Origin of the sequence: Sulfurimonas indica (assembly GCF_009192995.1) — a bacterium.
Classification (GTDB): Bacteria; Campylobacterota; Campylobacteria; order Campylobacterales; family Sulfurimonadaceae; genus Sulfurimonas; species Sulfurimonas indica.
Genome location: NZ_SDID01000012.1, coordinates 1 through 22,563, shown reverse-complemented (window position 1 = coordinate 22,563; position 22,563 = coordinate 1). Strand labels below are relative to the sequence as shown.

Sequence of the window (22,563 nt, the reverse complement as noted above, 5' to 3'; positions counted from 1 at the left end):
AAAATTAAAAAAGGCAAGGCAAGTTGTATAAAGAGACAAACAAAAGAAGCATAGTAAAAGGTATTAGCTGGCGAATAGTTGCTACTACCACCACCATCATCATTGTTTATGTATTCTTTGGAAGACTTGATTTGGCAATTGCCGCTGGAATGATAGAGACAGTTTTAAAAATTGCACTCTATTGGGCACATGAGAGAGTGTGGCAAAAACTGAGATGGGGTAAGAAAAAGATAGAGCCTTTTAACCTTTGGTTTACAGGTTTGCCACTCTCAGGAAAAACAACCATAGCAGATAGAGTTTATGAAGAGCTGCAAAAGCTCCAAATACCATTAGAGAGACTCGACTCAAAAGATATACGGGACTTAGTACCAGACATAGGTTACACAAGAGAAGATAGAAACCGTCATATGAAACGAATAGGCCATCTCATAAAAACCCTGCAAAACAACTCAGTCTCAACTGTAGCTTCATTTGTCTCTCCCTACAGAGAGAGTAGAAAAGCGATAAGGGAGATGGTAAAGAACAATGTAGTGGTCTATGTAAAAGCAGATATTGAAACTTGTAAAAAAAGAGACTACAAAGGTGTTTATGAAAAAGCTCTTAAAGGTGAACTACAAAACTTCTCAGGAGTCAATGATGTCTATGAAGAACCACAACATGCTGAAATAGTTGTAGATACGACAATAACTTCTGTTGATGAAGCTGTTGAAATTATTGTTAAGTATGTAAAAAAAGAGTGTATAAAATAGATGAACCATACAAAACCAAGTAGAAAAAAAGCTTTTATTACTCAGGCAGTTGGAGGATATATTCTTACTGTAATTGCTATAGTTAAAGGGCTGTTTTTACTACCTTTATACTTTAAGTTTATATCTTATGGAGATTATGGTTATTGGGTTACGATATCTAGTATTGTCGCATTGTTAAGTATTATAAACTTTGGAATTGGCACGATGGCAACACAACGGATCTCACAAGCATATGCTAGAAAGGATTTTCAAGCAGTAGGTGATTATTTTATAAATAGTGTTGTTATCTATGTGGTTATTAGTATAGCATTTTTATGTTTTGGTTTTGTTTTGTCATTTTGGTTGGAAAATATTTTGAAAATACCAATAGAGGAATTAAAAGTTTTTAAAATAGCATTTTATATAGCATTAAGTACAACTTCTCTCTCTTTCTTTTCAAATTCTTTTAGAGGTTTTGCGGGGTCTTTGTTAAAACCATTATTTGGTATATATGTGATGATAGCGTCAAATCTTTTTGGGATTTTTTTAGTGATTGTATTATTATACAATGATGTAGGGATATTGTCTTTACCTATAAGTTTATTGGCAACAGAATCTATAATAATGATTTTGTGTGGTTTTTATATTTTTGTTTTATATAAAAAATTTCATATAAAATCACAAATAAAATTAGGTGTTTTGCAAGAATACTTGAAATTTACTCCACATCTTTTTGGCTTAGTAGTTGGTAATAGATTGGTTGAGAATATACATCCAATTATTATTACAACATTTTTAGGATCAGAACTAACTACAGCTTATGATATTACAAGAAAGGTTATTGATATTACTCTTAGAGCATTAAATGTATTAAATGCTTCTTTGTTAGCTCCATTTTCTCATTTAGTTGGAGAGGGAAACAAAGAATTAATTCAAAAAAATACTAAAAAGATAATTTTATATAGTTTTTTAATAGGTATCGTAGGATATGGAGTTTATATTAGCAGTAATATAATGTTTATACATTTTTGGATAGATAATGATATTGCTTTAAATCAAAGTATTGTTACCTTTATTGGATTAAGTGCATTTGTTTTTAGTATGAATAGACTCCTGAGAAGTTTATTACTAGGATTTGATGAAATTAAATTTGTATCCAATACTGTACTTTTAGAAGGAATCTTTTATACAATGTTTTCAGTAATACTTATAGGTCGATTAGGTATTATTGCTATTCCAGTATCATTTTTAGTGGTGAGTATTTTTTTTAATATATATATAGGTAAAAGATTATTAGAGAAAGTTGATATACAAATAAACAGAACTTATTTAATACGACTTTGTATGATGATTGGATTGATTTCTATATCTTTATATGTTATGAATACATTGTTTGTCGGCAAAAGTTGGTTTAGTTTTATTTTTAATGTTTTATTAACAAGCTTGGTGTTGATAGTTTTAGAAGTTTTATTTAATTATAGATATATAAAAAGTCATTTATGATGATTAATATAATTATGTCAATTAAAGGAATAAAAATTGTATAATGATATATATGTTGTAGGATATCCAAAGTCTGGTAATACATGGTTGGCTAGGTTACTATCTGAAGTTACAAATTCTCCAATCCAAGCAAATGATATTATCAATACTGCTGATAATGATAAACGAAATGGAAATTTTAAAATTCATAAAATTCATGATTCTAAAAATTTTGAGAGTATCGTAAAATCAAACAAAGTTGTATATATAGTTCGTGATGTTAGAGATGTGTTGATTTCTGGATTTTTTTTTAATTATCCTATGTTTACTGAAGAACAAGTTAAAAATAATTTTTTCATCAGAAAGTATTTCAACTATGAAATAAAAAGACTAAATAAACAGTGGCAAGGTAATATTTTAGTACAATTGATAAGAAATACAGAGATTAAAATAAATAATTTTATTGGTAAACAAGACTCAAAAGCTTTGATTGGGAGTTGGAGTGAACATATAGAAAGGTGGACGAATAATCCAAACTGTATAATGATTAAATATGAAGATATGCTTAATGATACATTTAAAGAGTTAGAGAAAGTAATAAATTTTTTGAATTTAGATATTAATCCTAATATATTAGAACAGACCGTTAAAAATCAAAGCTTTGAAAAAAAGAAACAAGAGTTTATAAAAAAAGGTGATACTGTTAATGCAAAATTTATGCGTAGTGGAAAAAGTGAAAAATGGTGTTCTTTATTGAACTCTTCCTTAGAAAACAAGATTATTCAGAGACATAAACATTATCTGAGTTCTTTAAAATATATAAGGAATGAGAATGAATAATTCAATAGCATTTATTTTTTGTTATGCTAGGTCTGGTGGTACTTTTTTAAATAGGTTTTTGAGTAATATAGATAGTTTGGTAGTGCTATCAGAGGTACACCCTATTCATAATAAAAAAGGTGGTATTTATTCTGTCAAAGAGCAAGCTAAAGAATGGTATGGTATAGATGTTAAGTCTGAAGATTATTTAGAACAGATTAAAGAAGTAAAAAGATGGTGTGATGAAAATAATAAACATCTTGTTATACGAGATTGGTCATACATTGATTTTACAAAAAGTTATCTAAACAATAATAAACCAATATATCAATCGACAAATTTATTATTATTAGAAAAGTGTTTTAATGTAAATAAAATTGCTTTTATAAGGGATGCTATAGATATATGTTTGTCTCAAAATTTAAAACCTTCAGATTTTTCTTTTGACTATTTACAATTTACTCAGTATATTGTCAAAAATAATATTAAATTTTTTAAATATGAGAGCTTTAGGGATAATCCGCTTGATGTTTATAACAAAATAGCACTAGAGTTAAAAATACCATTACTAAATAGTTTAAAAGCAGATATGTTTGCATCTCAAAATGTAGTAGGCGATTTAAATCTTTCAAGAGGAAATGTCAGTACTGATGTTGTTAAGTTAAAAAGAAGATATGCCTCAAAAAATTTGCAAAAGTTAATAAATGATGATAAGTATTTAAACAATGCAAATAAGCTATTTGGATACAGTTCTATTTATGAAAGTATTGATTCTGAGGTATTTAGAGAATTTATAATATTTAAAATTAGAAAAATAATAAGTAAAAGCTATAAAATTATAAAGAAATTAAAAAATGTTTTTCACTAAGATAATAAACAAGTTAGTTTCTCAAATACTGAAAAAGAAAAACATATCATTCCGAGCTGACTTAGATGATAATGTTGTTATTGGTGAAATGACTACTATTGATATGCATACAAGAATAAAAGCTTATACTTATATAGGTAGAAATTGTAATATAACTAAAAGTCAAATAGGAAGATATTGTTCTATTGCTAATAATGTTTCTATAGGTCAAGGTGAGCATGATTTAACAAAAATTTCAACAAGTTCACTTTTTTATGATAATGCTTATGATATGTTAACAATAAAAGAATGTGTTATCGAAAATGATGTTTGGATAGGAACAGATAGTGTTATATTAAGGGGTGTAAAAGTTGGAAACGGAGCAGTAATTGGTGCAAATAGTGTAGTTACTAAGGATATACCACCTTATGCTATTGCTGTTGGAAGTCCTGCTAGAGTTATTAGATATAGGTTCCCAGAAGATAAAATCCAACAATTGATTAAATCTAAATGGTGGCAACTAAACTTAGGGGAGGCTAAGGTGAAGATAAAGGAATTAGAAAAATGTTAACAGCTTCTTTTATCCAAACATATAACCTTGGAAATAAGATATTTGATATAGCAGACAATACAATAAATAGAGATAATTATGGATTTTTTTATTTTAAATTAAAAGAAATATTTAAATATAATAGTATTGATTTATCAACATATGATATTAATAAACCAAATAAATCTGACATTATAATATATAATGGTCTTCAACAAAAATTTATAGCTTATGATTATAAAAAAAGCTATTTATTGCTTTTAGAAAGCCCACATGTAGACATTGGATTAGTAGATAAATCAAAGCATAAATATTTTAAAAAAATATTTACTTGGAATGATGATATGATAGATAATAAGAAGTATTTTAAAATAAATTATGCATTTGATATACCTGAAACAATTCCAAAGGAATTTCAAGATAAAAAGCTGTGTTGTGCAATAGCTGGAAATAAATTTGCAAATCATCCAGATGAACTTTATACAAAAAGAGTTGAGTTTATAAGATGGTTTGAAAAAACTCATCCAGAAGACTTCGACTTATATGGTACAGGATGGGATCAGTATAGATTTGGTCATAGTTTTTTAGGTAGAGTTTTAAACAAGTTTAAATTTTTAAGAAAAAAGGATTTATTTCCATCATATAAAGGTATGGTTGACTCAAAATTTGAAACTATGCAAAATTATAAGTTTGCTATTTGTTATGAAAATATTAAAGATCAAAATGGTTATATAACAGAAAAAATATTTGATTGTTTTTTTGCAGGGTGTATCCCAATATATTGGGGTGCGAAAAATGTTACTAATCATATACCAAAAGAATGTTTTATAGATAAACGAGAGTTTGATACTTTTGAAGAGTTGTATGAGTATATGATAAATATGGATGAGAAAAGATATTTTGAATATTTGAATGCTATAGAATATTTTTTAAACTCACCTCAAGCAGACCCTTTTCGAGCAGAAGTATTTGCCGAAACGATAGTTAATGAAGTTATGAAGGATTTACAATTACAGAAGGATATAATATAATGTTTTTTTTAAATAAAATACAGCAAAATTTAGAGTTTATAATTATAATAAATTTCTTAGTTTTTCAAAAACTTTATAATAGGTTTAAAATAATTTTATGATTATAACGAAAATTACAGGTGGATTGGGTAATCAAATGTTTCAATATGCTATTGCAAAGTCTATAGCTTTGAAAAATCATGATAAGTTTTTATTAGATATTTCATTTTATGCTAAACAATCTCTTCGAAAGTATGAATTGAATTTATTTAACATAGAAGAACATTTTGCAAAACCAGAAAGTTTTTTGAGTAAGGTAACTAGGAAAATTGGTTTTGTTTCAAAAGGCTACTATATAGAAAAAGAGATAGCTGTTTTTGATAAGAGTGTATTTGAATATGATAATATTATTTTAGATGGTTATTGGCAAAATGAAAAATATTTTAAAGATATAAGAGAAAGTATTCTTAAAGATTTTACACCTAAAAAAGAACTTAGTCATAATGTAAAAGAAGAATATCTTGACATAATAAAGGGATGTAATAGTATTTCGATACATATACGACGAGGTGATTATTTAGAAAAAGGGACAAATGAAATCCATGGAGTGTGTGATTTACTGTACTATAAAAAAGCTATTGAATTATTAGAACAAAAAATTGATAATCCAAAGTTCTTTATATTTTCAGATGATATTTCTTGGTGTAAAGACAATTTGAGTTTTTTAAATAATCCTATTTTTATTGATAAAACAAAAAGTGCTATTGAAGATTTAGAACTTATGAAGCATTGTAAACACAATATAATTGCAAATAGTACTTTTAGTTGGTGGGGAGCATGGCTTAATGAAAATGAGGAAAAAAATGTTATCGCCCCTAAAAGATGGTTTATAGATAAAGAGATGAATAATCAGAGTATAGACATTGTTCCAAGCAAATGGAAGAGGATTTAACAAATGAACATACTTGTAACAGGCGGTGCAGGATATATTGGTAGTCATGTCGTCATGCAGTTACTACAACAAAAAAAGCATCATTTAGTAGTTGTAGATAATTTGCAAACAGGTTTTAGAAAGACCATAGATACTTTATTGTTGTTTGGAGATTTTGATTTTATAGATGTTGATATATTAAACAGACAAGAGATTGAAAAAGTGTTTCAGCACTATCATTTTGATGTTGTTTTTCATTTTGCGGCAAGTTTGCTTGTTGGTGAATCTGTAGAGAAGCCTTTAAAATATTATTTGAACAACACATGTAACAGTGCGAAGCTAATTGATTTGTGCAATAAATATAATGTCAATAAGTTTATTTTTAGTTCAACTGCAGCTGTTTACGGTGAGCCAAGTGTTGAGAAAATACCTTTAAAGGAGAATGAATTAACAAGTCCAATAAACCCTTATGGTTCATCGAAACTCTTTACAGAACAAATCATACAAGAGAATGCAAAAACAAATAGTAGTTTTAAGTATGTGATACTTAGGTATTTTAATGTTGCAGGGGCAGAGAGTACTCTACACATTGGAGAGTGTCATGAACCTGAAACACATTTGATACCTTTAGTGGTACAAACTGCACTTGCCAAAAGAGAAAAGATAATGATTTTCGGTGATAAGTATGATACTCCGGATGGCACATGTATAAGAGATTACATCCATGTAGAAGATTTGGCATCTGCTCACTTAGCGGCTATGGAGTATTTAGAGGAAAATAAAAGTGATATATTTAATTGTGGATATGGACACGGTTTTAGTGTGAAAGAGGTGGTAGATACAGTAAAAAAAGTAAGTGGAATAGATTTTACAGTTGAAGTTACATCCCGAAGGGAGGGAGACCCTGCTGTTTTGATTGCAGATAATCAGAAAATACTGAACTATACTACATGGAAACCTCAATATGATGACTTAGAGTTGATTTGTAAAACTGCTTTAGAGTGGGAGAAAAAGCGTGATTGAGCAAAATATTTTAATATCTGTAGTGATGCCGGTTTATAATGCAGAAAAGTATTTAGATGAAGCTATACAGAGTATTTTAAATCAAACCTATAAAAATTTTGAGTTTATAATTATTAATGATGGTTCCACAGATAAGAGTTTAAAGATAATAGAGAGCTATGCAAAAGAAGATAGTAGAATAATTTTAGTTAGTAGAGAAAATAGAGGGTTGGTCTATTCTTTAAACGAAGGTATAGAAAAAGCAAAAGGAAAATATATTGCGAGAATGGATGCTGATGATATTAGCCTTTCACATAGGTTTGAAGAGCAAATAGTTTTAATGGAGAGCAATAAACTTGATATTTGTGGAAGCCATTATTTGTTAGTAGACCAGAACAATAATATTAATGGACTTAATATTACTCCGTTAAGTCATGAAATGTGTTTTTTATCACTAGCTGCTAAAGTTCCTTTTGCGCATCCAAGTGTTATGATGAGAAAAGGTTTTTTAACAAAGCATAACTTATTGTATGGACAATCTCAATACACAATAGCAGAAGATTTTGATTTATGGATGAGAATGTATGAACATGGAGCTAAGTTTGGGAATGTGAATGATATACTGTTGAGGTATCGTATTCTTGATAACTCTTTGTCTAAAGTAAATAGTGTAGGATTGGCAAGAGATACGAAAAAGATGTTAAATACTTTTTTAAAAAAGAATAAAGATAAATTGTTTAACATTTTAGAAAACTTACCGCAGGGTTTAAACAGTGAGGAAAAAGCATTAGTTGTGAGAACTGTTTATAAGTTGCTAGTAAAGAACTGCAATCTCTCCTCTATACGATTTTTAAAATTAATAGATAACAAAACAGTTGTATGTACTGTTCTATCTGAAATGGTAAATAGATAATATTTATGCATATTCTTCTCAATGCTCTAGGCATACAAGATTCAGGAGGAATAACAGTTCTTGAAAAAGTGTTGGATGAATGTCAAAATTCTCAGTATAATTTTTTTATTTATTGTAATGATAATGAAAATATTGAAAAATTAATAAAAAAATATAAAAGTATAGAAAATTTTCATTTTAAAAAGATGAAAATTAAGAATTTTTTTCATAGACTTTTTATAGAAAATATTTTTTTTAAAAAAGTAGTTCAACAATACAATATAGACTTAGCCTATAATTTCTCTGGTTCAGCTCAGTTTTTTCTTCATGTACCACAACTAACAAAAGTTCATAATTTACTTTTTTACTCGAAAAAAATAGATAGTGTTTATTTGCAAAAACGAGAATATTTGAAATGGTTAAAACAAATATTTTTCAAACGGATAGTTTTTCATGCTATGTTACGGCAAGTAAAGTATGTTGAGGTACAGTCTATTCATGTTAAAGAAGCAATTAGAGAGTTTTTAGATATAAGTCACAAAGAGTTTTTTATAAAAAGTGATATAGATATTACGCCACAATCTTTCTTAGAACCAAAAGTGTATGATTTTTCAAAAAAAGTTCGATTTTTATATATTGTAGGTCCGCACTTTGAATATTTACATAAAAATTTTTTAGATTTTACAGAGGCTATGTCTGTTCTACACAATAATAATCTCGATTTTGAAATTGATGTGACATTAACGAAGGAGCAACTTCAAAGCTCTCATTTGTGGAATAAAGAATTGAACTATAAAACAAATTTTTTAGGATATATAGATACTAAAAAAGAAACTTCAAAGATTTTTCGAGAGAACACTATTTTGATTTCAACATCTGTTGTTGAAACATTAGGACTGCATGTCATCGAAGCTATTCAAAATGGAGTTATAGCTTTCGCTCCCAATGATTCTTATGCAAAAAGTGTATATGGTGATGATATAATTACATATACATTATTTGATGTTAGCTCATTAGTGAGAACAATTGAAAAGCTGCTTTCATTAGAACCTAATGAAGTACAAGATATAATAAGAAAAAATCAACAATACATCATAAATAATGAAAATAAAAAATATCAAAATGTTGTAGATATTTTTAAAAAGGTAGAGAATGTTTAAAGATAAGGTATTGTTAATAACAGGCGGTACAGGTTCTTTTGGAAATGCAGTGCTGCGTAATTTTTTAGATACAGATATAAAAGAGATTCGTATTTTCTCTCGTGATGAACTGAAGCAAGACGATATGCGTAAAAAGTACAATAATGAAAAACTGAAGTTTTACATTGGTGATGTTAGAGATGTAAACTCACTTGAGGATGCGATGCGAGGAGTGGACTTTTTATTTCATGCTGCAGCACTGAAACAGGTGCCTTCTTGTGAGTTTTACCCTATGCAGGCAGTACAGACAAATGTTGTTGGGACTGAAAATGTTTTAAATGTAGCTATAAAGCATAAGGTGCAAAAAGTAATAGTACTCAGCACCGACAAGGCGGTTTATCCTATCAATGCTATGGGAATTAGCAAGGCGATGATGGAGAAAGTCGCTGTTGCAAAGAGTAGAAACTTAGGTGATGAAACGACAATCTGTTGTACCCGTTATGGAAATGTAATGGCTAGTCGTGGTTCTGTTATACCGCTTTTTATAAAGCAGATAAGAGAGGATAAAGAGATTACTATCACAGACCCGAATATGACACGTTTTATGATGAGTCTTGATGATGCGGTTGATTTAGTAATGTTTGCTTTTGAACATGGTGAAAATGGAGATATCTTTGTACAAAAAGCACCGGCTGCTACCATAGAACTTTTGGCTAATAGTTTAAAAAACTTATTAGGTTGTCCTGAACATACTGTAAGAATTATAGGTACGCGTCATGGTGAAAAACTATACGAAACACTTTTAACACGTGAAGAGATGGTGACGGCAGAAGATATGGGTGGGTATTATAGAATACCATCAGATACAAGGGATTTGAATTATAACAAGTACTTTGTAGAGGGTGAAGTGATTACAGAAGCCCAAGATTATCACTCTCACAATACACGACAGGTAGATAAGAAAGAGATGATGGAGATGTTGTTATCATTAAAAGAGATAGAAGAAGATTTAAAAGATTTTAATATAGGAGAAATATAAAATATGAAGGTAATGACAATCGTAGGAACAAGACCGGAGATTATTAAACTCAGTGAGGTTATGAAAGAACTTGATAAGTTTACAGAACATACTATAGTCCATACAGGACAAAATTATGACTATGAACTTAATGAACTTTTTTTTGAGCAACTTGGTGTTCGAACACCAGATTATTTCTTAGAAGCAGTGAAGGGTACGCCGTCTGAGACTATTGGCGATATTATTGCTAAAGCAGATAAACTTTTTGAAGAGGTAGAACCAGAAGCACTGCTTATTTATGGTGATACAAACAGTTGTTTAAGTGTTATTCCTGCAAAAAAGAGAAAAATTCCCATTTTCCATATGGAAGCAGGCAATCGTTGCTTTGATCAACGCGTACCGGAAGAGATCAACAGAAAAATTGTTGATCATTTAAGTGATATAAATCTTCCTCTTTCAGAACATGCAAGAGATTATCTAATAGCAGAGGGAATCAAGCCAGAAACTATCATAAAAACAGGCTCTCCAATGACAGAAGTACTCAAAGCCAATATGGAAAAAATCTTAAAGAGTGGTATCTTAGAGCAAGAAGGCCTGAAAAAGAAAGCTTATATAGTTATGAGCATACACAGAGAAGAGAATGTCGACTCTCCAAAGAATTTTAGCGACTTGCTAGAGTCTATTGATGCTCTCACACAAAAATATAACATGCCTATTATTGTCTCAACTCACCCAAGAACAAGAAAAAAACTTGAGGCTATAGGGTATGAAAATACAAACCCTCTCATTCGTTTTTCTAAACCATATGGTTTTCATGAGTACAATCATTTGCAAATGAATGCATTTTGTGTTATTTCTGACAGTGGAACTATTGCAGAAGAGGGTTCAATTCTTAATCTTCCTGCTGTGACTATTCGTCAAGCACATGAGAGGCCGGAAGGTATGGATGAAACAACAGTTATAATGTCAGGGTTGAGTAAAATAAGGGTATTAGAAGCAGTAGAGGTCGCTACAAAACATAATGAACAAGAACCACGTCTCATAAAGCCGGTTCAGGATTATGAAGTAGATAATGTGTCTAAAAAAATACTCAGAATCATACTCTCATATACGGATTATGTAAACAGAACAGTTTGGCATAAAGAGATTTAACCGTGCAAAAAAAAGTTTTAGTATTAGGTGCAACAGGTTTAATAGGGCATCAAATATATAATTATTTAGATGCTAATAGTGAATATGATTTATATAATATCACTTATAGAAAAAAATTAAATGATAGTTCTATATTACTCAATATCCGAAATGAAGAGGTATTTTTAAATAAGATTCGAACTATAAAGCCTGACATCATTATAAATGCTATAGGTATACTTATAGAGGGGGCAAATAAAAACCCTGAAAATGCAATATTTATCAATGCATATATGCCACACAAACTTAAGCATTTAGCAGATGAACTTGATGCAAAGCTTATTCATATATCTACAGACTGTGTATTTTCCGGTGAAAAAAAAGAACCGTATATCGAAACAGACTATAAAGATGGGAAAGATACCTATGCTAAAACAAAAGGGCTGGGGGAGATTATAAATGATAGACATCTTACATTGCGTACTTCCGTTGTTGGACCAGAGCTAAAGCCTGATGGAGAAGAACTTTTTCATTGGTTTATGATGCAAAACGGAACTATACAAGGTTATACACAAGCCATTTGGTCTGGTGTGACAACACTAGAGTTGGCAAAAGCAGTCAAATGGGCTATTGAATATAATATTACAGGACTTTATCATATCACCAATAATGATTCAATAAACAAATATGAGCTATTGTCTCTTTTTCAGAAATATACCAAAAAAGATATAAGTATTCTTCCTGTTACTGGTAAAGATATCGATAAAAGTTTTGTAGATACAAGAAAAGAGATTAACTATACTATTCCTGATTATGAGACGATGATTGCATCGATGGTTGCATTTATGCAAAAAAACAATTATATGTATTCACATTATAAGGAATTTTATGAAACTATATAATATATTGTGGAGTCTATTTATACTTTTTGTATCTGTACTCACACTCTTGGCTATGCAAGAATATACAGGAAAAATATTTGTTTATTTTCTTTTTTCTATTGTTTCAAATTACTATCTTTATTACAGTTTCCGCGATAAAGCTATTTTTTTTGATACATTTTTAGCGGTATTCTTATGGTTGGGAATATGGTTGAAGATTACCATTCATGTTGCATTTTATCATAGTGAGTTTTGGGAAGGCTTACACAATACCGCTTTAAATGGTTCGGACTTTGATGAAGCATTATATGTAGCCATAAGCGCTTTTGTCTCTTTAATGATTGCAAGTAAAATAAGAGAGAAGTTTTTTAGTTATTCTAGAAAAGAAAAAACCTTATACGATGGTATGTACTTTTTTTATAAAAATCATAAAGTAAAAATAGTGATTGTGTACATATCTTTGTTTATATTTATTGGAGTGAGCAACTTTTATTTGGGAATTTATCAGAGGGGGGAGATAACGCAAACTTTTTTGCCATTTGGGCTCAATGGTATTTATAAATGGTTATTGCTGTTTGGACTCTCATCATTTGCTGCCTTATTGCTTACTTATGAGTTTATGTTGAAAAAACAAACATCGTATTTTATTCCTATATTGGTGTTGATTGAATCGACTGTGACAAATATATCACTTTTGAGTAGGGGAATGCTACTTAACTCAAGTGCTTTAGGCTATGGGATGATAAAAGAAGTTTATTATAAATACATTGCTTCAAACATGAAGTTTTGGGTTACGGTAGTTATAAGTTTTATATTTTTATTTTTAGTATCGGTTGTAGTTGTAAATAATTTACGAAAACACACTGCTACTAAAACAATAAGTATAGAAAAAAATGTTAAGGGTGTCATTGGATTGGTTGTAAATCGTTGGGTTGGTGCAGAAGGTTTACTAGCTGTTTCTCATAGTGATAAAAAAAGTTGGGAGTTGTTTAAAACTGCCATACATGAAAAATACAATGAACACTCCACAAGTTTTTATGATTTAAATCTTATAAATTCACCATATAGAAATATCGATACAACGAAACATCATTACATGTCACTACCTGGTTTCATTGCATTTTTTTACTATGCAGGTTCTATTGTTTTTGTTGTTTTTATGATGATAATCATCAGTTTTTTTGCCTCTATAATAGAGATTTTAGCATATAAGCTCAATGGAGGCAGTTTTATAATCGCTTCACTTTTTGGCGAAGTTATGGCGTACCGTTTTACTCATTTTGGATACGTTCCTGCGCAAAGTTATTTATTATTTGGGACTATTATTGCAAATATAATTATTATATACTTGATGCAAAAGTTTTTTAATCGCATATATAAAGAAGAGATAATAAGTGCTAAAAAACAGTAGAGTTATAGTTAAGGGCTTGTCATTTAGTTATATCTATATATTTGTATATCTTTTTACAGGTGTGCTAACTACCCCTTTGTTGCTACATCATTTTGATGCTGACTATTTTGCTTTATTAATGATTATTTATACATTGATTACATATTTAAATAATTTGCGTTTTGGTCTTCCTGAAAATTTAGCTGTAATGTTGGCAAAAAGCTCCAACAAGACTTATAAGTTCACTTTAATACAAAAAACATTTCTTCTGCTATGTTTCATTATTTTGTTGGCTTTGATAATTTTTTACATATTGGATTTTATTATTGGAGACTGGCGAATTTTATTGGGAGATGTGTATGCACTGAATCTCCATACCGTATTGAGTGTATTTTATATTCTCATTATATTTGCTTTGATTAAAATTCCATTTGAAGTATCTCTGGCTGTTTTTATAGGCTTTAATGAAGTTTATTATGAAAAAATTTATAAAATTGTTACTCTTCTTGCCAATTTTCTACTTGTACTTTATATAGTTTACTTTGATAAAAGCATTCTTTTTTTTGTAGTTGGTGCAGGATTTTTAGACTTGTTCGTTGTTTGTATAGCATTTTTTCATGCTTTTTCCCGCTATGAGGTGAAGTCTGTAAAGGGGGGGCAAGTCAAAAGCAGTGCTTTACTCAAAGATGCTTTTCTATTTTTTCAACTATCACTGACACAGACATTTATCTGGGGTATGGGAATTTTTGTAGTTACTCATTTATTGTCATTAGGAGATGTTACAATTTATAGTCTTACGATGAAAATATATGTATATATTCTGTATGCATTTGTGATAGTAAATAGTGTAATAGCCCCTGTCTATGGAAAATATTTTGCTGATGATAACTGGCAGGAAATCAAAAAAGTTTTTTTTGCTTTATTGTTTCTTCTTCCTATTATAGGAGGAGTTATTTGGATGGGAACACTCTTCTTTTTTAAGGATATTATGACTCTTTGGACAGGTTCAAAGAATTTTTATATTGGTCCATGGTTTGTGCTTTTTATGGGAGCTTTCTTTTACTTAACGGGTTTTGTAAATACTTATGTTACTTTATTATACAGCATAGGAAAAATTAAATCAATTGTCTTTTTAAAGTGGAAAGAAGTTTTTATAAGTTTTTTCTTAATAATGGCATTGACTTATCTGGCAGGTTTGGTGGGTGTAGCGCTGGGATTAATGATTGCAACATTCTATATTTCAATCCGTCTGCTGCCAAATATTATAATGTCTGTAACAGAAAATAAAATTATATTTGATTTCTCGATGCATATTAAACACTTTATATATGTTCTTGTACCAAATGTATTTTTTGCTTTTATTGTAAACTTCAGTACAGATAATATTTTTATAAAAACTCTACTTTTTAGTCTTACGTTTTGCGTATATATTTTTTTCTCATGGAAATTTATTCCTTCGAATCAGCAAAAATATATACTATCAAAGATAAAAAAAGGGCTGTAAGTGTTAAAAAATAAAAAAATTCTCATAGTTACCGAATACTTTTACCCCGAAGAGTTTAAAATAAATGAAATTGCTATAGCTTGGATGGACAAAGGGTATGAGGTGGATATCCTTACACAAAATCCGACATATCCTTATGGTGAAGTTTTTGATGATTATCAAAACAGGTGGTATGTAGAGGATAATTACGAAGGAATGAAAGTTTACCGTGTAAAAGCAGTTACAGGGTATAAAAGCAGTCTCTTTAAAAAACTACTCAAGTATTTTACTTTTATGTTTTTGGGAAGTTTTGTAGCTTTAAAAATTGGCAAAAAGTATGATTATGTTTTTGGTTTTGATGTTGGGGCATTGAGTGGAATGGTGCCTGCGGTATTACTGAAAAAGTTTTATGCTAAAAGAGTGGTGTTATGGATTCAAGATGTATGGCCGGACAGTGTTTATGCGTACGGTTTTAAAAAAACAAAAGTTTTAGCGTTTTTTTTAGATGCTTTTGTCCGCTTTGTTTACAGAAATTGTGACGCTTTTGGCGTCTCTGGCAGGGGTTTTATCAAGCGAGTAAAACCATATGTTTTTGGTGAACAAGAGATAGTCTATCTGCCAAACTGGGCGGATGAGTTACGTGAGGAATTTGAACCTTTTTCATTTAGTGAGGATGCAAAGGTGCATTTTACATTTGCCGGTAATGTTGGAAAAGTGCAAAATTTGGATAATGTTATCGAAGCATTTGGAAGCTTGGATGATGAGTATAAAGATAAAGCACAGTTAAATATCATAGGTGATGGTTCACATTTAGAAGCATTAAAAATGTTGGTAAAAAATAGAGAAATTTCCAATGTTGTGTTTTGGGGCAGAAAACCACGTAATGAAATGGCTAAATATTTTCAAGCAACTGATTTTTTAATAGTTTCATTAGTAGATAAGCCAATTTTTTCTTTGACAGTTCCAGCAAAAGTACAAACATATATCGCAGCAAAAAAACCTATTTTAGCAATTATCAATGGGGATGCAGCCGATATAGTAAGTGATAATCATCTTGGTTATGTAGCAAGACCTAATGATGTATCGGAAATTACTGCCATCTTTCAAAAAGCAATAGAGACTAAAGAAGAGGAGTTTAGGTTGTTTACACAAAATTGTGAAGCTCTTACGAAAGATACTTTTAATAAAGATAAGATTATTGATGCTTTATTAGGTTTACTGATAGGAAAATGAGTACATGAATATTTTATTAACAGGTGCAAGTGGATTTGTCGGGAGTTATTTTGTTTCTCATTACTCAGATCAATACAATATACAAACATTTAGTTTTTTACGTGATAGTTTTGACTCTTTGTCCCTAAAGGAAATAGATGCCGTTGTGCACCTTTCTGCATTGGTGCATCAGATGGGTGGAGCAAGTGAAGAAGAGTATGAGAGAGTCAATGTTACTCAGACATTGGATCTGGCACAAAGGGCTAAGGAGAGTGGCGTGAAACAGTTTGTTTTTATGAGCACAGTAAAGGTATATGGGGAAGAGACAGATGTTGCTTACACGGAAGCGTCACTTTGTAAACCTGAAGATGCCTATGGTAAGAGTAAATTGAAAGCTGAAGAGGAGTTGTTGAAGCTTGAGAATGATGGTTTTAAAGTGAGCATCATTCGCACTCCTATTGTCTATGGCTATGGTGTCAAAGCAAATATTAAAAATTTAGTCTCTTTGGTGCAGAAAGTACCCGTTTTACCTTTTGGAAGTATAAAAAACAGAAGAAGTATGGTCTATGTCGGTAATCTGTGCTACATTGTAGATAGCATAATTCAGCAGCAAAAAGTCGGCATATTTTTAGTGAGTGACAGTGAGCCTTTGAGTACAACTAAGCTTATAGAGTTGATAGCTCAGGCTTTGGGTAAAAAGGTTTATCTGATTCGTGTGCCGTTTTTTGAAGCTTTCTTGAAAATGGTGAAGCCCTCTTTTCATATGCGCTTGTATGAGAGTTTAGAAGTTGATAATCATGATACTATGAAAAGACTTTTTAGCGAGGTTAAAACCTCACTTCCATATTCCGCGGAAGATGGTATTCGCTTGATGATTAATGGTTGACAAAAAGCATGAAATAAAGTACAATTTTAAATACTTAAAAAAGGATTTTAAATGCAACCAATTTTAGCAAACTATACTGCAAGTATTACAGAACTCAAAAAATCACCGACACAATTACTCAGAGATGCAGGGGATGAAGCAGTGGCTATTTTAAACCACAATGTGGCAAGTGCTTATCTTGTGCCTAGTGGTTTGTATGAGAAGATGATGGAAATAGTGGATGATTACTATTTGGCAAAGCTTGTAGAAGAGAGACTAAATTATAATGAAGATGAACTTATCGAAGTATCTTTAGATGACTTATAAAATAAAATTTACACCAGTTTCAGACAAAGAGTGGAAAAAAATTACATCTACAGTTCGGACACAATTTAAAAAAAAGCTTGAAAAAATTGTAGAGAATCCAAGAATACAGAAAAATAAACTGAGCGGATATAACAATATATATAAAATAAAACTAAGAAGTTCTGGTTTTCGACTTGTTTATGAGGTAAAAGAGGAGGCAATAGTTGTTTTAATTCTTGGTGTCGGCAAACGAGAGAATAACACTATTTATAAAAATTTGGAAGAAAGAGCAAAATGATATATATCTTTCTTTTTCTTTGTTCTTTTGTGCTTACATATTTTATAAAAAACTACGCTATTAAAAAGTCTTTAGTAGCTGAGGTAAACGAGCGGAGTTCTCACTCTGTGCCTACGCCACATGGTGGGGGAGTTGCTGTAGCCGTTACATGGTTTGTAGGGATTTCTTATCTGTACTTTACGAATTCTATTGACTCTCATCTCTTTTTTGCTTTGCTTGTTGGAGTGATTATTTCTGTTGTGAGCTATTTTGATGATCTTTTTGAACTTAGTGCAAAAGTTAGGCTTTTCACACAGGCTTTTGTAGCTCTTTTTGGGCTCTACTTTTTAGGTGGCTTTCGAGAATTAGATCTCTTCTTCTTTAGTACTCAAAATCAATTTTTGACAAATATTTTTGCTTTTTTTATGATTATTTGGTTTATCAATCTCTATAATTTTTTAGATGGGATTGACGGCTATGCAGGAAGTGAAGCTCTCTTTTTAGCAATAGCTGGATTTTTACTTTTTGGTGGAGCACATTTTTTGGTTTTAGCTGTTGCTGTGTTAGGATTCTTAGTTTGGAACTGGCATAAAGCGAAGATATTTATGGGGGATGTAGGCAGTACATTACTCGGTTACAATGTTGCTATTTTTACGATCTACTATGCTAATCAGGATGCTCAAAACTTTTGGATATGGATAATTCTTTTTGGTCTTTTTTGGTTTGATGCAACACTTACACTTTTAAGAAGAAAGAAAAATGGAGAAAAACTGAGCCAAGCACATAAAAAACATGCTTATCAAAGGCTCACACAAGCTGGATGGAAACATGATAGGGTAGTACTGTTTGCTATGGGTGTAAATATTATGCTCTTTTGTGCTGCTTATTTTATCTCTACACCTTTAGTGGCATTTTTACTCTCTTTGGGGTTACTTTATGTTATCATAAAATTTGTAGATAAAAAGAAGGTATTTTAGTGTTACATATAGATAAAAGAGTATTAAATTTATATCTGTGTGAATGCGAAAAAAACAAAGGCTTTAATCGTAAAATATTTGTACGGGATGAGTGCCGATATAGAAAAAATTGTTGAAATTTGTAGACTTCATGGTATATATCTCATAGAAGATGCAGGGGATGAGGTTGTGGCTATTTTAAACCACAATGTGGCAAGTGCTTATCTTGTGCCTAGCAGTTTGTATGAGAAGATGATGGAAATAGTTGATGATTACTATTTGGCAAAGCTTGTTGAAGAGAGATTGAATAATGATGAAGAAACTGTTAGAGTTGAGCTAGATGACTTACTAAAAAGAGTAAAATGATATCTTTCATGATATTATAATGCCCCTAAAAATCAAGGCAGGTTATTCGCATGACAGGGTTGTTTTGATGGCTATGGGTGTGAATGTGGTTTTATTTGCTTTGGCGTATATGATTATCCCGCGCTAAAGAACAGGCTTTGTGTATTTAAGACTAAGGCCTAGATTAAAACCTAGGTTCCAAGAAAATTTTAATTAAAAATAATATATACTGTGAATTACTTTAAATAAGAGGGGTTAAAATGAAAATTTTAGCAATTTTGGTGATGGGAATCACTTTGGTATTTGGTGCAGTGGATATTAACAATGCTAGTAAAAGTGAGTTGATGAGTTTAAAAGGTGTAGGCAGTAAAAAAGCTGATGCAATCATTAGCTATAGAAAATCGCATTGCTTTAAAAGTGTAGAAGCATTAACAGAAGTGAAGGGTATCGGTGAAAAATTCATTGCAAACAATAAAGCGAATCTTTCTGTAGGTAGTTGTAAAAAATAGGGTATTAATTTATAATGGTAAATGTGTTAAAAAATAAACTGAGTTCAATGGATACTGTTGAGTTTGCTTATTTGTTTGGTTCATATGCAAGAGATGATTTTACAGATAGTAGCGATGTTGATATAGCAGTTTTTTTGCAAGATACAGCATTAGATATACGTTTACAAATTATTTATGAACTTTCAAAAAGCCTACAAAAAGAGATAGATTTAATCGTTTTAAATGATATAAAAAATATTTTCTTACTTGAAAATATCTTTAAGGATGGGATAGTTATCAAAGAGGGTGAAAAAAGATTTGAATATGAAGTTATGCGCCAGCATGATATTTTAGACTATAAAGCTTTTAGAAAGTACATAGATGCTGCCTAAAATAGAAGCAAAGATAAATAAACTAGAGTATTATTTAAGTTTATTGGATTCCTACAAAGAAGATTGTAAAGAAAGATTTGTGAAGGATCCTATGTATGAAGGAGCCCTTCTGCATTATCTTTATCTTGTTAGTGATGGTTGCATTGCTTTGGCAGAAATGCTCATTAAGTATAAATCATTAGCAACACCCCAAAGTTATTATGAAGCAATAGACATTTTAGGGATGAATGGTATAATTCCGAAAGAATTTGCATATAGCTTTGCAAAAATAGCATCATTTAGAAATTTTTTAGCACATGATTATGAAAAGATTGACTATCTACTTATATGTGAAGATAGTCTAAAAAAACTAGATGAAGTTAGAGAGTATTTGGAATATATAAAAAATGCTTAACGGATCAGTAGACAAAAGAATACTAAATTTTTTAGTGATTATACTGCTTTCAGTCATTACCTTTTGGTGGACTTTTTTTATCTATCATCTCCCTTTTGAATTTGAAGTTGTTGCGAGTGTCATTGTTATTCGTATGCTTGCTTCTCGTCTTATTTTGCGTGATTATTCGCTCTCTTGGTCGAAAGCCTCACAAAAGACTTTTCTTATTAAAAGTGTTGTTTATATTGCCGCATTTTTTGTCTATCTACCAATTTTTTACGGTAAAGTTCGTTTTTCGTTTTTGGTATCAGAGCTCTTTTTATATCTTTTTAGCATCAACTTTTTGATGTATGCCTATTACTATTTCATAAATAAATCAAAAGTAAAAAAGACAAAATCAGTTGTTATATATGGCGCAGGGAAAGCGGGCATAAAACTTGAGTCCGAATTTAGTAATTCGGCATACAAGATAGAGTATTTTGTAGATGATGACAAGGTTTTACAAAATCGCTCTATTGACTCTGTCAAAGTGCTCTCAAAACAAAAACTCAGAGAGATTATGGGTGAGAGAAAGTATGACTTGCTGGTTATTGCCATGCCAAGTGCACCTAAAGAGCGCATAAAAGAGATATATGACAATTTATCGGAGTACTTTAAAACCATACAGGTTTTGCCTTCCATTGATGAAATATTAACAGGAAAAAGTCTTGCTACACAGTTAAAAGATCTCTCCGTTGAAGATCTGCTAGCACGCCATCCAAAAGATCTCGATAAAGAAAAAATTGCTTCTTTTATAGAGAACAAGACTATTTTAGTCACTGGTGCCGGTGGTAGCATCGGGAGTGAGATATGCAGACAGTGTGAGAAGTATGGTGCTAAAAAACTTATCTTGCTCGATCACAGTGAGTATAATCTTTATGCTATTCTAGAAGAGCTCAAAGATGTGGACGCGGTTCCCGTAATGCAGAGTATTGTCAATAAAGAACAGTTACAAAAGACTTTTCAAAATTACAAACCGCAGATTGTTATTCACGCAGCGGCTTACAAGCATGTGCCATTGGTTGAGTATAATATGCAAGAGGCCATTATCAATAATATTATGGGGACAAAAAATGTCATTGATGTCTCCATAGAAAACGATGTAGAAAAATTTGTGATGATCTCAACAGACAAAGCAGTACGACCTACAAATGTCATGGGAACAACAAAACGTATCTGTGAACTCTATGCACAAAATGCTGGCATTTCTTTAGAAAATTCCAATGGAAAGGGTACAGACATTGTAGCTGTTCGTTTTGGAAATGTTTTGGGCTCAAGCGGAAGTGTCATCCCAAAATTTAAAAAGCAGATAGAAGAGGGTGGACCTATTACTGTAACACATCCGGATATTACTCGCTACTTTATGCTCATCCCCGAAGCGTGTGAACTTGTACTGCAAGCCGGTGCCATTGGAAGCGGTGGTGAGATATTTATCCTTGATATGGGTGAGCCTATTAAGATCGTAGATTTAGCAAAAAAGATGTTGGAACTGAGTGGTCGAAATGACATAGAAATAGTTTTTAGTGGATTGCGTCCCGGTGAGAAACTCTATGAAGAGCTACTTATCGATGAGAGTGATGCAAAGACGGAGTATGAGTCCATCACTGTTGCAAAAGCAACAGCATATGATTTAGAAAAACTTAACAAAGATATAGAAGAATTACTTATCAGTAGTGATAAACTTGTAAAGCTAAAAGAGATTGTACCTGAGTTTAATCATCAAATGAATCTCTAAAAGGACATTCTTTTAGATTATTTTAAAACTTTTTGGGTAGAATTTCGCTACACATTCCGGATTAGCTCAGCGGTAGAGTAGGTGACTGTTAATCACTTGGCCACTGGTTCGAATCCAGTATCCGGAGCCATACAACTTACCCCTATATTTAGGGATTTAACCCCATAATTATTTTTACTTTAAGCTTTCAAAAATTTATCAAAGTCCGTGATAAGTCCGTGCGATAATATCTTTCGCCCATTCAACCAATAAATGCAATTTCCACCTCTTAA

25 protein-coding genes and 1 tRNA gene are annotated in these 22,563 nt (G+C 30.9%); all 26 read left to right on the top strand.

Translation table 11 applies throughout. From position 1 onward, the window contains the following. Nucleotides 1-23 precede the first annotated feature (23 nt). Nucleotides 24-749, top strand: a complete 726-nt coding sequence (gene cysC, locus ES948_RS07110; RefSeq protein ID WP_152184260.1) for an adenylyl-sulfate kinase — start codon at nucleotides 24-26, stop codon at nucleotides 747-749. Beyond that, nucleotides 750-2,231, top strand: a complete 1,482-nt coding sequence (locus ES948_RS07105) for a lipopolysaccharide biosynthesis protein (RefSeq protein WP_152184259.1) — start codon at nucleotides 750-752, stop codon at nucleotides 2,229-2,231. 36 nt (nucleotides 2,232-2,267) lie between these two features. After that, the gene (locus ES948_RS07100) at nucleotides 2,268-3,050 is read left to right on the top strand and encodes a sulfotransferase domain-containing protein (RefSeq protein WP_152184258.1); all 783 of its coding nucleotides are present in this window, start codon (nucleotides 2,268-2,270) and stop codon (nucleotides 3,048-3,050) included. Further along, nucleotides 3,043-3,897 carry a hypothetical protein gene (locus ES948_RS07095; protein ID WP_152184257.1) on the top strand — a complete coding sequence of 285 codons (855 nt, stop codon included), beginning with the start codon at nucleotides 3,043-3,045 and terminating at the stop codon, nucleotides 3,895-3,897. Before ES948_RS07100 ends, ES948_RS07095 begins: the two co-directional genes overlap by 8 nt. Continuing rightward, entirely contained in the window at nucleotides 3,884-4,447 is a 564-nt protein-coding gene (locus tag ES948_RS11160) for a CatB-related O-acetyltransferase (RefSeq protein WP_152184256.1), read from the top strand. Before ES948_RS07095 ends, ES948_RS11160 begins: the two co-directional genes overlap by 14 nt. After that, nucleotides 4,441-5,457, top strand: a complete 1,017-nt coding sequence (locus ES948_RS07085; RefSeq protein ID WP_152184255.1) for a glycosyltransferase family 10 domain-containing protein — start codon at nucleotides 4,441-4,443, stop codon at nucleotides 5,455-5,457. The genes ES948_RS11160 and ES948_RS07085 overlap by 7 nt, the downstream gene beginning before the upstream one ends. Nucleotides 5,458-5,554: 97 nt before the next feature. Continuing rightward, complete coding sequence (locus tag ES948_RS07080) at nucleotides 5,555-6,388, top strand: alpha-1,2-fucosyltransferase (protein ID WP_152184254.1); 834 nt, start codon at nucleotides 5,555-5,557, stop codon at nucleotides 6,386-6,388. Nucleotides 6,389-6,391: 3 nt separating this feature from the next. Further along, the gene (galE, locus tag ES948_RS07075) at nucleotides 6,392-7,390 is read left to right on the top strand and encodes a UDP-glucose 4-epimerase GalE (protein WP_152184253.1); all 999 of its coding nucleotides are present in this window, start codon (nucleotides 6,392-6,394) and stop codon (nucleotides 7,388-7,390) included. Continuing rightward, nucleotides 7,383-8,282, top strand: coding sequence for a glycosyltransferase family 2 protein (locus ES948_RS07070; RefSeq protein WP_152184252.1), 900 nt, complete (start codon nucleotides 7,383-7,385; stop codon nucleotides 8,280-8,282). The genes galE and ES948_RS07070 overlap by 8 nt, the downstream gene beginning before the upstream one ends. Nucleotides 8,283-8,287: 5 nt before the next feature. Continuing rightward, nucleotides 8,288-9,421, top strand: a complete 1,134-nt coding sequence (locus ES948_RS07065) for a glycosyltransferase (protein ID WP_152184251.1) — start codon at nucleotides 8,288-8,290, stop codon at nucleotides 9,419-9,421. Continuing rightward, nucleotides 9,414-10,439, top strand: a complete 1,026-nt coding sequence (locus ES948_RS07060; RefSeq protein ID WP_152184250.1) for a polysaccharide biosynthesis protein — start codon at nucleotides 9,414-9,416, stop codon at nucleotides 10,437-10,439. Before ES948_RS07065 ends, ES948_RS07060 begins: the two co-directional genes overlap by 8 nt. 3 nt (nucleotides 10,440-10,442) lie before the next feature. Beyond that, nucleotides 10,443-11,570 (top strand): non-hydrolyzing UDP-N-acetylglucosamine 2-epimerase, encoded by a 1,128-nt coding sequence (gene wecB, locus ES948_RS07055; RefSeq protein WP_152184249.1) that lies wholly within the window; start codon nucleotides 10,443-10,445, stop codon nucleotides 11,568-11,570. Between the two features lie 2 nt (nucleotides 11,571-11,572). Further along, a complete protein-coding gene (locus ES948_RS07050; protein ID WP_152184248.1) occupies nucleotides 11,573-12,451 on the top strand; it encodes a dTDP-4-dehydrorhamnose reductase family protein in 879 nt (292 codons plus the stop codon). Further along, complete coding sequence (locus tag ES948_RS07045; protein WP_152184247.1) at nucleotides 12,438-13,841, top strand: hypothetical protein; 1,404 nt, start codon at nucleotides 12,438-12,440, stop codon at nucleotides 13,839-13,841. The genes ES948_RS07050 and ES948_RS07045 overlap by 14 nt, the downstream gene beginning before the upstream one ends. Then, nucleotides 13,825-15,324, top strand: coding sequence for a lipopolysaccharide biosynthesis protein (locus ES948_RS07040; RefSeq protein WP_152184246.1), 1,500 nt, complete (start codon nucleotides 13,825-13,827; stop codon nucleotides 15,322-15,324). Before ES948_RS07045 ends, ES948_RS07040 begins: the two co-directional genes overlap by 17 nt. Continuing rightward, nucleotides 15,325-16,536, top strand: a complete 1,212-nt coding sequence (locus tag ES948_RS07035; RefSeq protein WP_246153840.1) for a glycosyltransferase family 4 protein — start codon at nucleotides 15,325-15,327, stop codon at nucleotides 16,534-16,536. A gap of 4 nt (nucleotides 16,537-16,540) precedes the next feature. After that, nucleotides 16,541-17,401: an NAD-dependent epimerase/dehydratase family protein gene (locus ES948_RS07030; RefSeq protein WP_152184245.1), complete on the top strand. Its 861-nt coding sequence runs from the start codon at nucleotides 16,541-16,543 to the stop codon at nucleotides 17,399-17,401. A gap of 51 nt (nucleotides 17,402-17,452) precedes the next feature. Further along, entirely contained in the window at nucleotides 17,453-17,707 is a 255-nt protein-coding gene (locus ES948_RS07025; protein WP_152184244.1) for a type II toxin-antitoxin system Phd/YefM family antitoxin, read from the top strand. Continuing rightward, a complete protein-coding gene (locus ES948_RS07020) occupies nucleotides 17,697-17,984 on the top strand; it encodes a type II toxin-antitoxin system RelE family toxin (RefSeq protein WP_152184243.1) in 288 nt (95 codons plus the stop codon). Before ES948_RS07025 ends, ES948_RS07020 begins: the two co-directional genes overlap by 11 nt. Next, the gene (locus ES948_RS07015; RefSeq protein WP_152184242.1) at nucleotides 17,981-18,940 is read left to right on the top strand and encodes an MraY family glycosyltransferase; all 960 of its coding nucleotides are present in this window, start codon (nucleotides 17,981-17,983) and stop codon (nucleotides 18,938-18,940) included. Before ES948_RS07020 ends, ES948_RS07015 begins: the two co-directional genes overlap by 4 nt. A gap of 39 nt (nucleotides 18,941-18,979) precedes the next feature. Beyond that, nucleotides 18,980-19,285, top strand: coding sequence for a DegT/DnrJ/EryC1/StrS family aminotransferase (locus tag ES948_RS11155; protein ID WP_281346799.1), 306 nt, complete (start codon nucleotides 18,980-18,982; stop codon nucleotides 19,283-19,285). Between the two features lie 239 nt (nucleotides 19,286-19,524). Next, the gene (locus tag ES948_RS07005) at nucleotides 19,525-19,773 is read left to right on the top strand and encodes a ComEA family DNA-binding protein (protein ID WP_152184240.1); all 249 of its coding nucleotides are present in this window, start codon (nucleotides 19,525-19,527) and stop codon (nucleotides 19,771-19,773) included. A gap of 14 nt (nucleotides 19,774-19,787) precedes the next feature. Continuing rightward, on the top strand, nucleotides 19,788-20,144 hold the full coding sequence (gene mntA, locus ES948_RS07000; RefSeq protein WP_152184239.1) for a type VII toxin-antitoxin system MntA family adenylyltransferase antitoxin: 357 nt from the start codon (nucleotides 19,788-19,790) through the stop codon (nucleotides 20,142-20,144). Continuing rightward, complete coding sequence (gene hepT, locus ES948_RS06995) at nucleotides 20,134-20,538, top strand: type VII toxin-antitoxin system HepT family RNase toxin (RefSeq protein ID WP_152184238.1); 405 nt, start codon at nucleotides 20,134-20,136, stop codon at nucleotides 20,536-20,538. The genes mntA and hepT overlap by 11 nt, the downstream gene beginning before the upstream one ends. Further along, nucleotides 20,531-22,291 carry a polysaccharide biosynthesis protein gene (locus ES948_RS06990; RefSeq protein ID WP_152184237.1) on the top strand — a complete coding sequence of 587 codons (1,761 nt, stop codon included), beginning with the start codon at nucleotides 20,531-20,533 and terminating at the stop codon, nucleotides 22,289-22,291. The genes hepT and ES948_RS06990 overlap by 8 nt, the downstream gene beginning before the upstream one ends. A gap of 55 nt (nucleotides 22,292-22,346) precedes the next feature. Next, a tRNA-Asn gene (locus tag ES948_RS06985) sits at nucleotides 22,347-22,421 on the top strand. Nucleotides 22,422-22,563: the final 142 nt, after the last annotated feature.

Bases quoted from the DNA above. Each gene is read 5' to 3' on its own strand.
- ES948_RS07085 (WP_152184255.1), top strand. From the start codon at position 4,441: ATGTTAACAGCTTCTTTTATCCAAACATATAACCTTGGAAATAAGATA.
- ES948_RS07045 (WP_152184247.1), top strand. From the start codon at position 12,438: ATGAAACTATATAATATATTGTGGAGTCTATTTATACTTTTTGTATCT.
- hepT (WP_152184238.1), top strand. From the start codon at position 20,134: ATGCTGCCTAAAATAGAAGCAAAGATAAATAAACTAGAGTATTATTTA.
- mntA (WP_152184239.1), top strand. From the start codon at position 19,788: ATGGTAAATGTGTTAAAAAATAAACTGAGTTCAATGGATACTGTTGAG.
- ES948_RS07030 (WP_152184245.1), top strand. From the start codon at position 16,541: ATGAATATTTTATTAACAGGTGCAAGTGGATTTGTCGGGAGTTATTTT.
- ES948_RS06990 (WP_152184237.1), top strand. From the start codon at position 20,531: ATGCTTAACGGATCAGTAGACAAAAGAATACTAAATTTTTTAGTGATT.
- ES948_RS07060 (WP_152184250.1), top strand. From the start codon at position 9,414: ATGTTTAAAGATAAGGTATTGTTAATAACAGGCGGTACAGGTTCTTTT.
- wecB (WP_152184249.1), top strand. From the start codon at position 10,443: ATGAAGGTAATGACAATCGTAGGAACAAGACCGGAGATTATTAAACTC.
- ES948_RS07095 (WP_152184257.1), top strand. From the start codon at position 3,043: ATGAATAATTCAATAGCATTTATTTTTTGTTATGCTAGGTCTGGTGGT.
- ES948_RS07025 (WP_152184244.1), top strand. From the start codon at position 17,453: ATGCAACCAATTTTAGCAAACTATACTGCAAGTATTACAGAACTCAAA.
- ES948_RS07065 (WP_152184251.1), top strand. From the start codon at position 8,288: ATGCATATTCTTCTCAATGCTCTAGGCATACAAGATTCAGGAGGAATA.
- ES948_RS07105 (WP_152184259.1), top strand. From the start codon at position 750: ATGAACCATACAAAACCAAGTAGAAAAAAAGCTTTTATTACTCAGGCA.
- ES948_RS07005 (WP_152184240.1), top strand. From the start codon at position 19,525: ATGAAAATTTTAGCAATTTTGGTGATGGGAATCACTTTGGTATTTGGT.
- ES948_RS07015 (WP_152184242.1), top strand. From the start codon at position 17,981: ATGATATATATCTTTCTTTTTCTTTGTTCTTTTGTGCTTACATATTTT.
- galE (WP_152184253.1), top strand. From the start codon at position 6,392: ATGAACATACTTGTAACAGGCGGTGCAGGATATATTGGTAGTCATGTC.
- ES948_RS07080 (WP_152184254.1), top strand. From the start codon at position 5,555: ATGATTATAACGAAAATTACAGGTGGATTGGGTAATCAAATGTTTCAA.
- ES948_RS11160 (WP_152184256.1), top strand. From the start codon at position 3,884: ATGTTTTTCACTAAGATAATAAACAAGTTAGTTTCTCAAATACTGAAA.
- ES948_RS07020 (WP_152184243.1), top strand. From the start codon at position 17,697: ATGACTTATAAAATAAAATTTACACCAGTTTCAGACAAAGAGTGGAAA.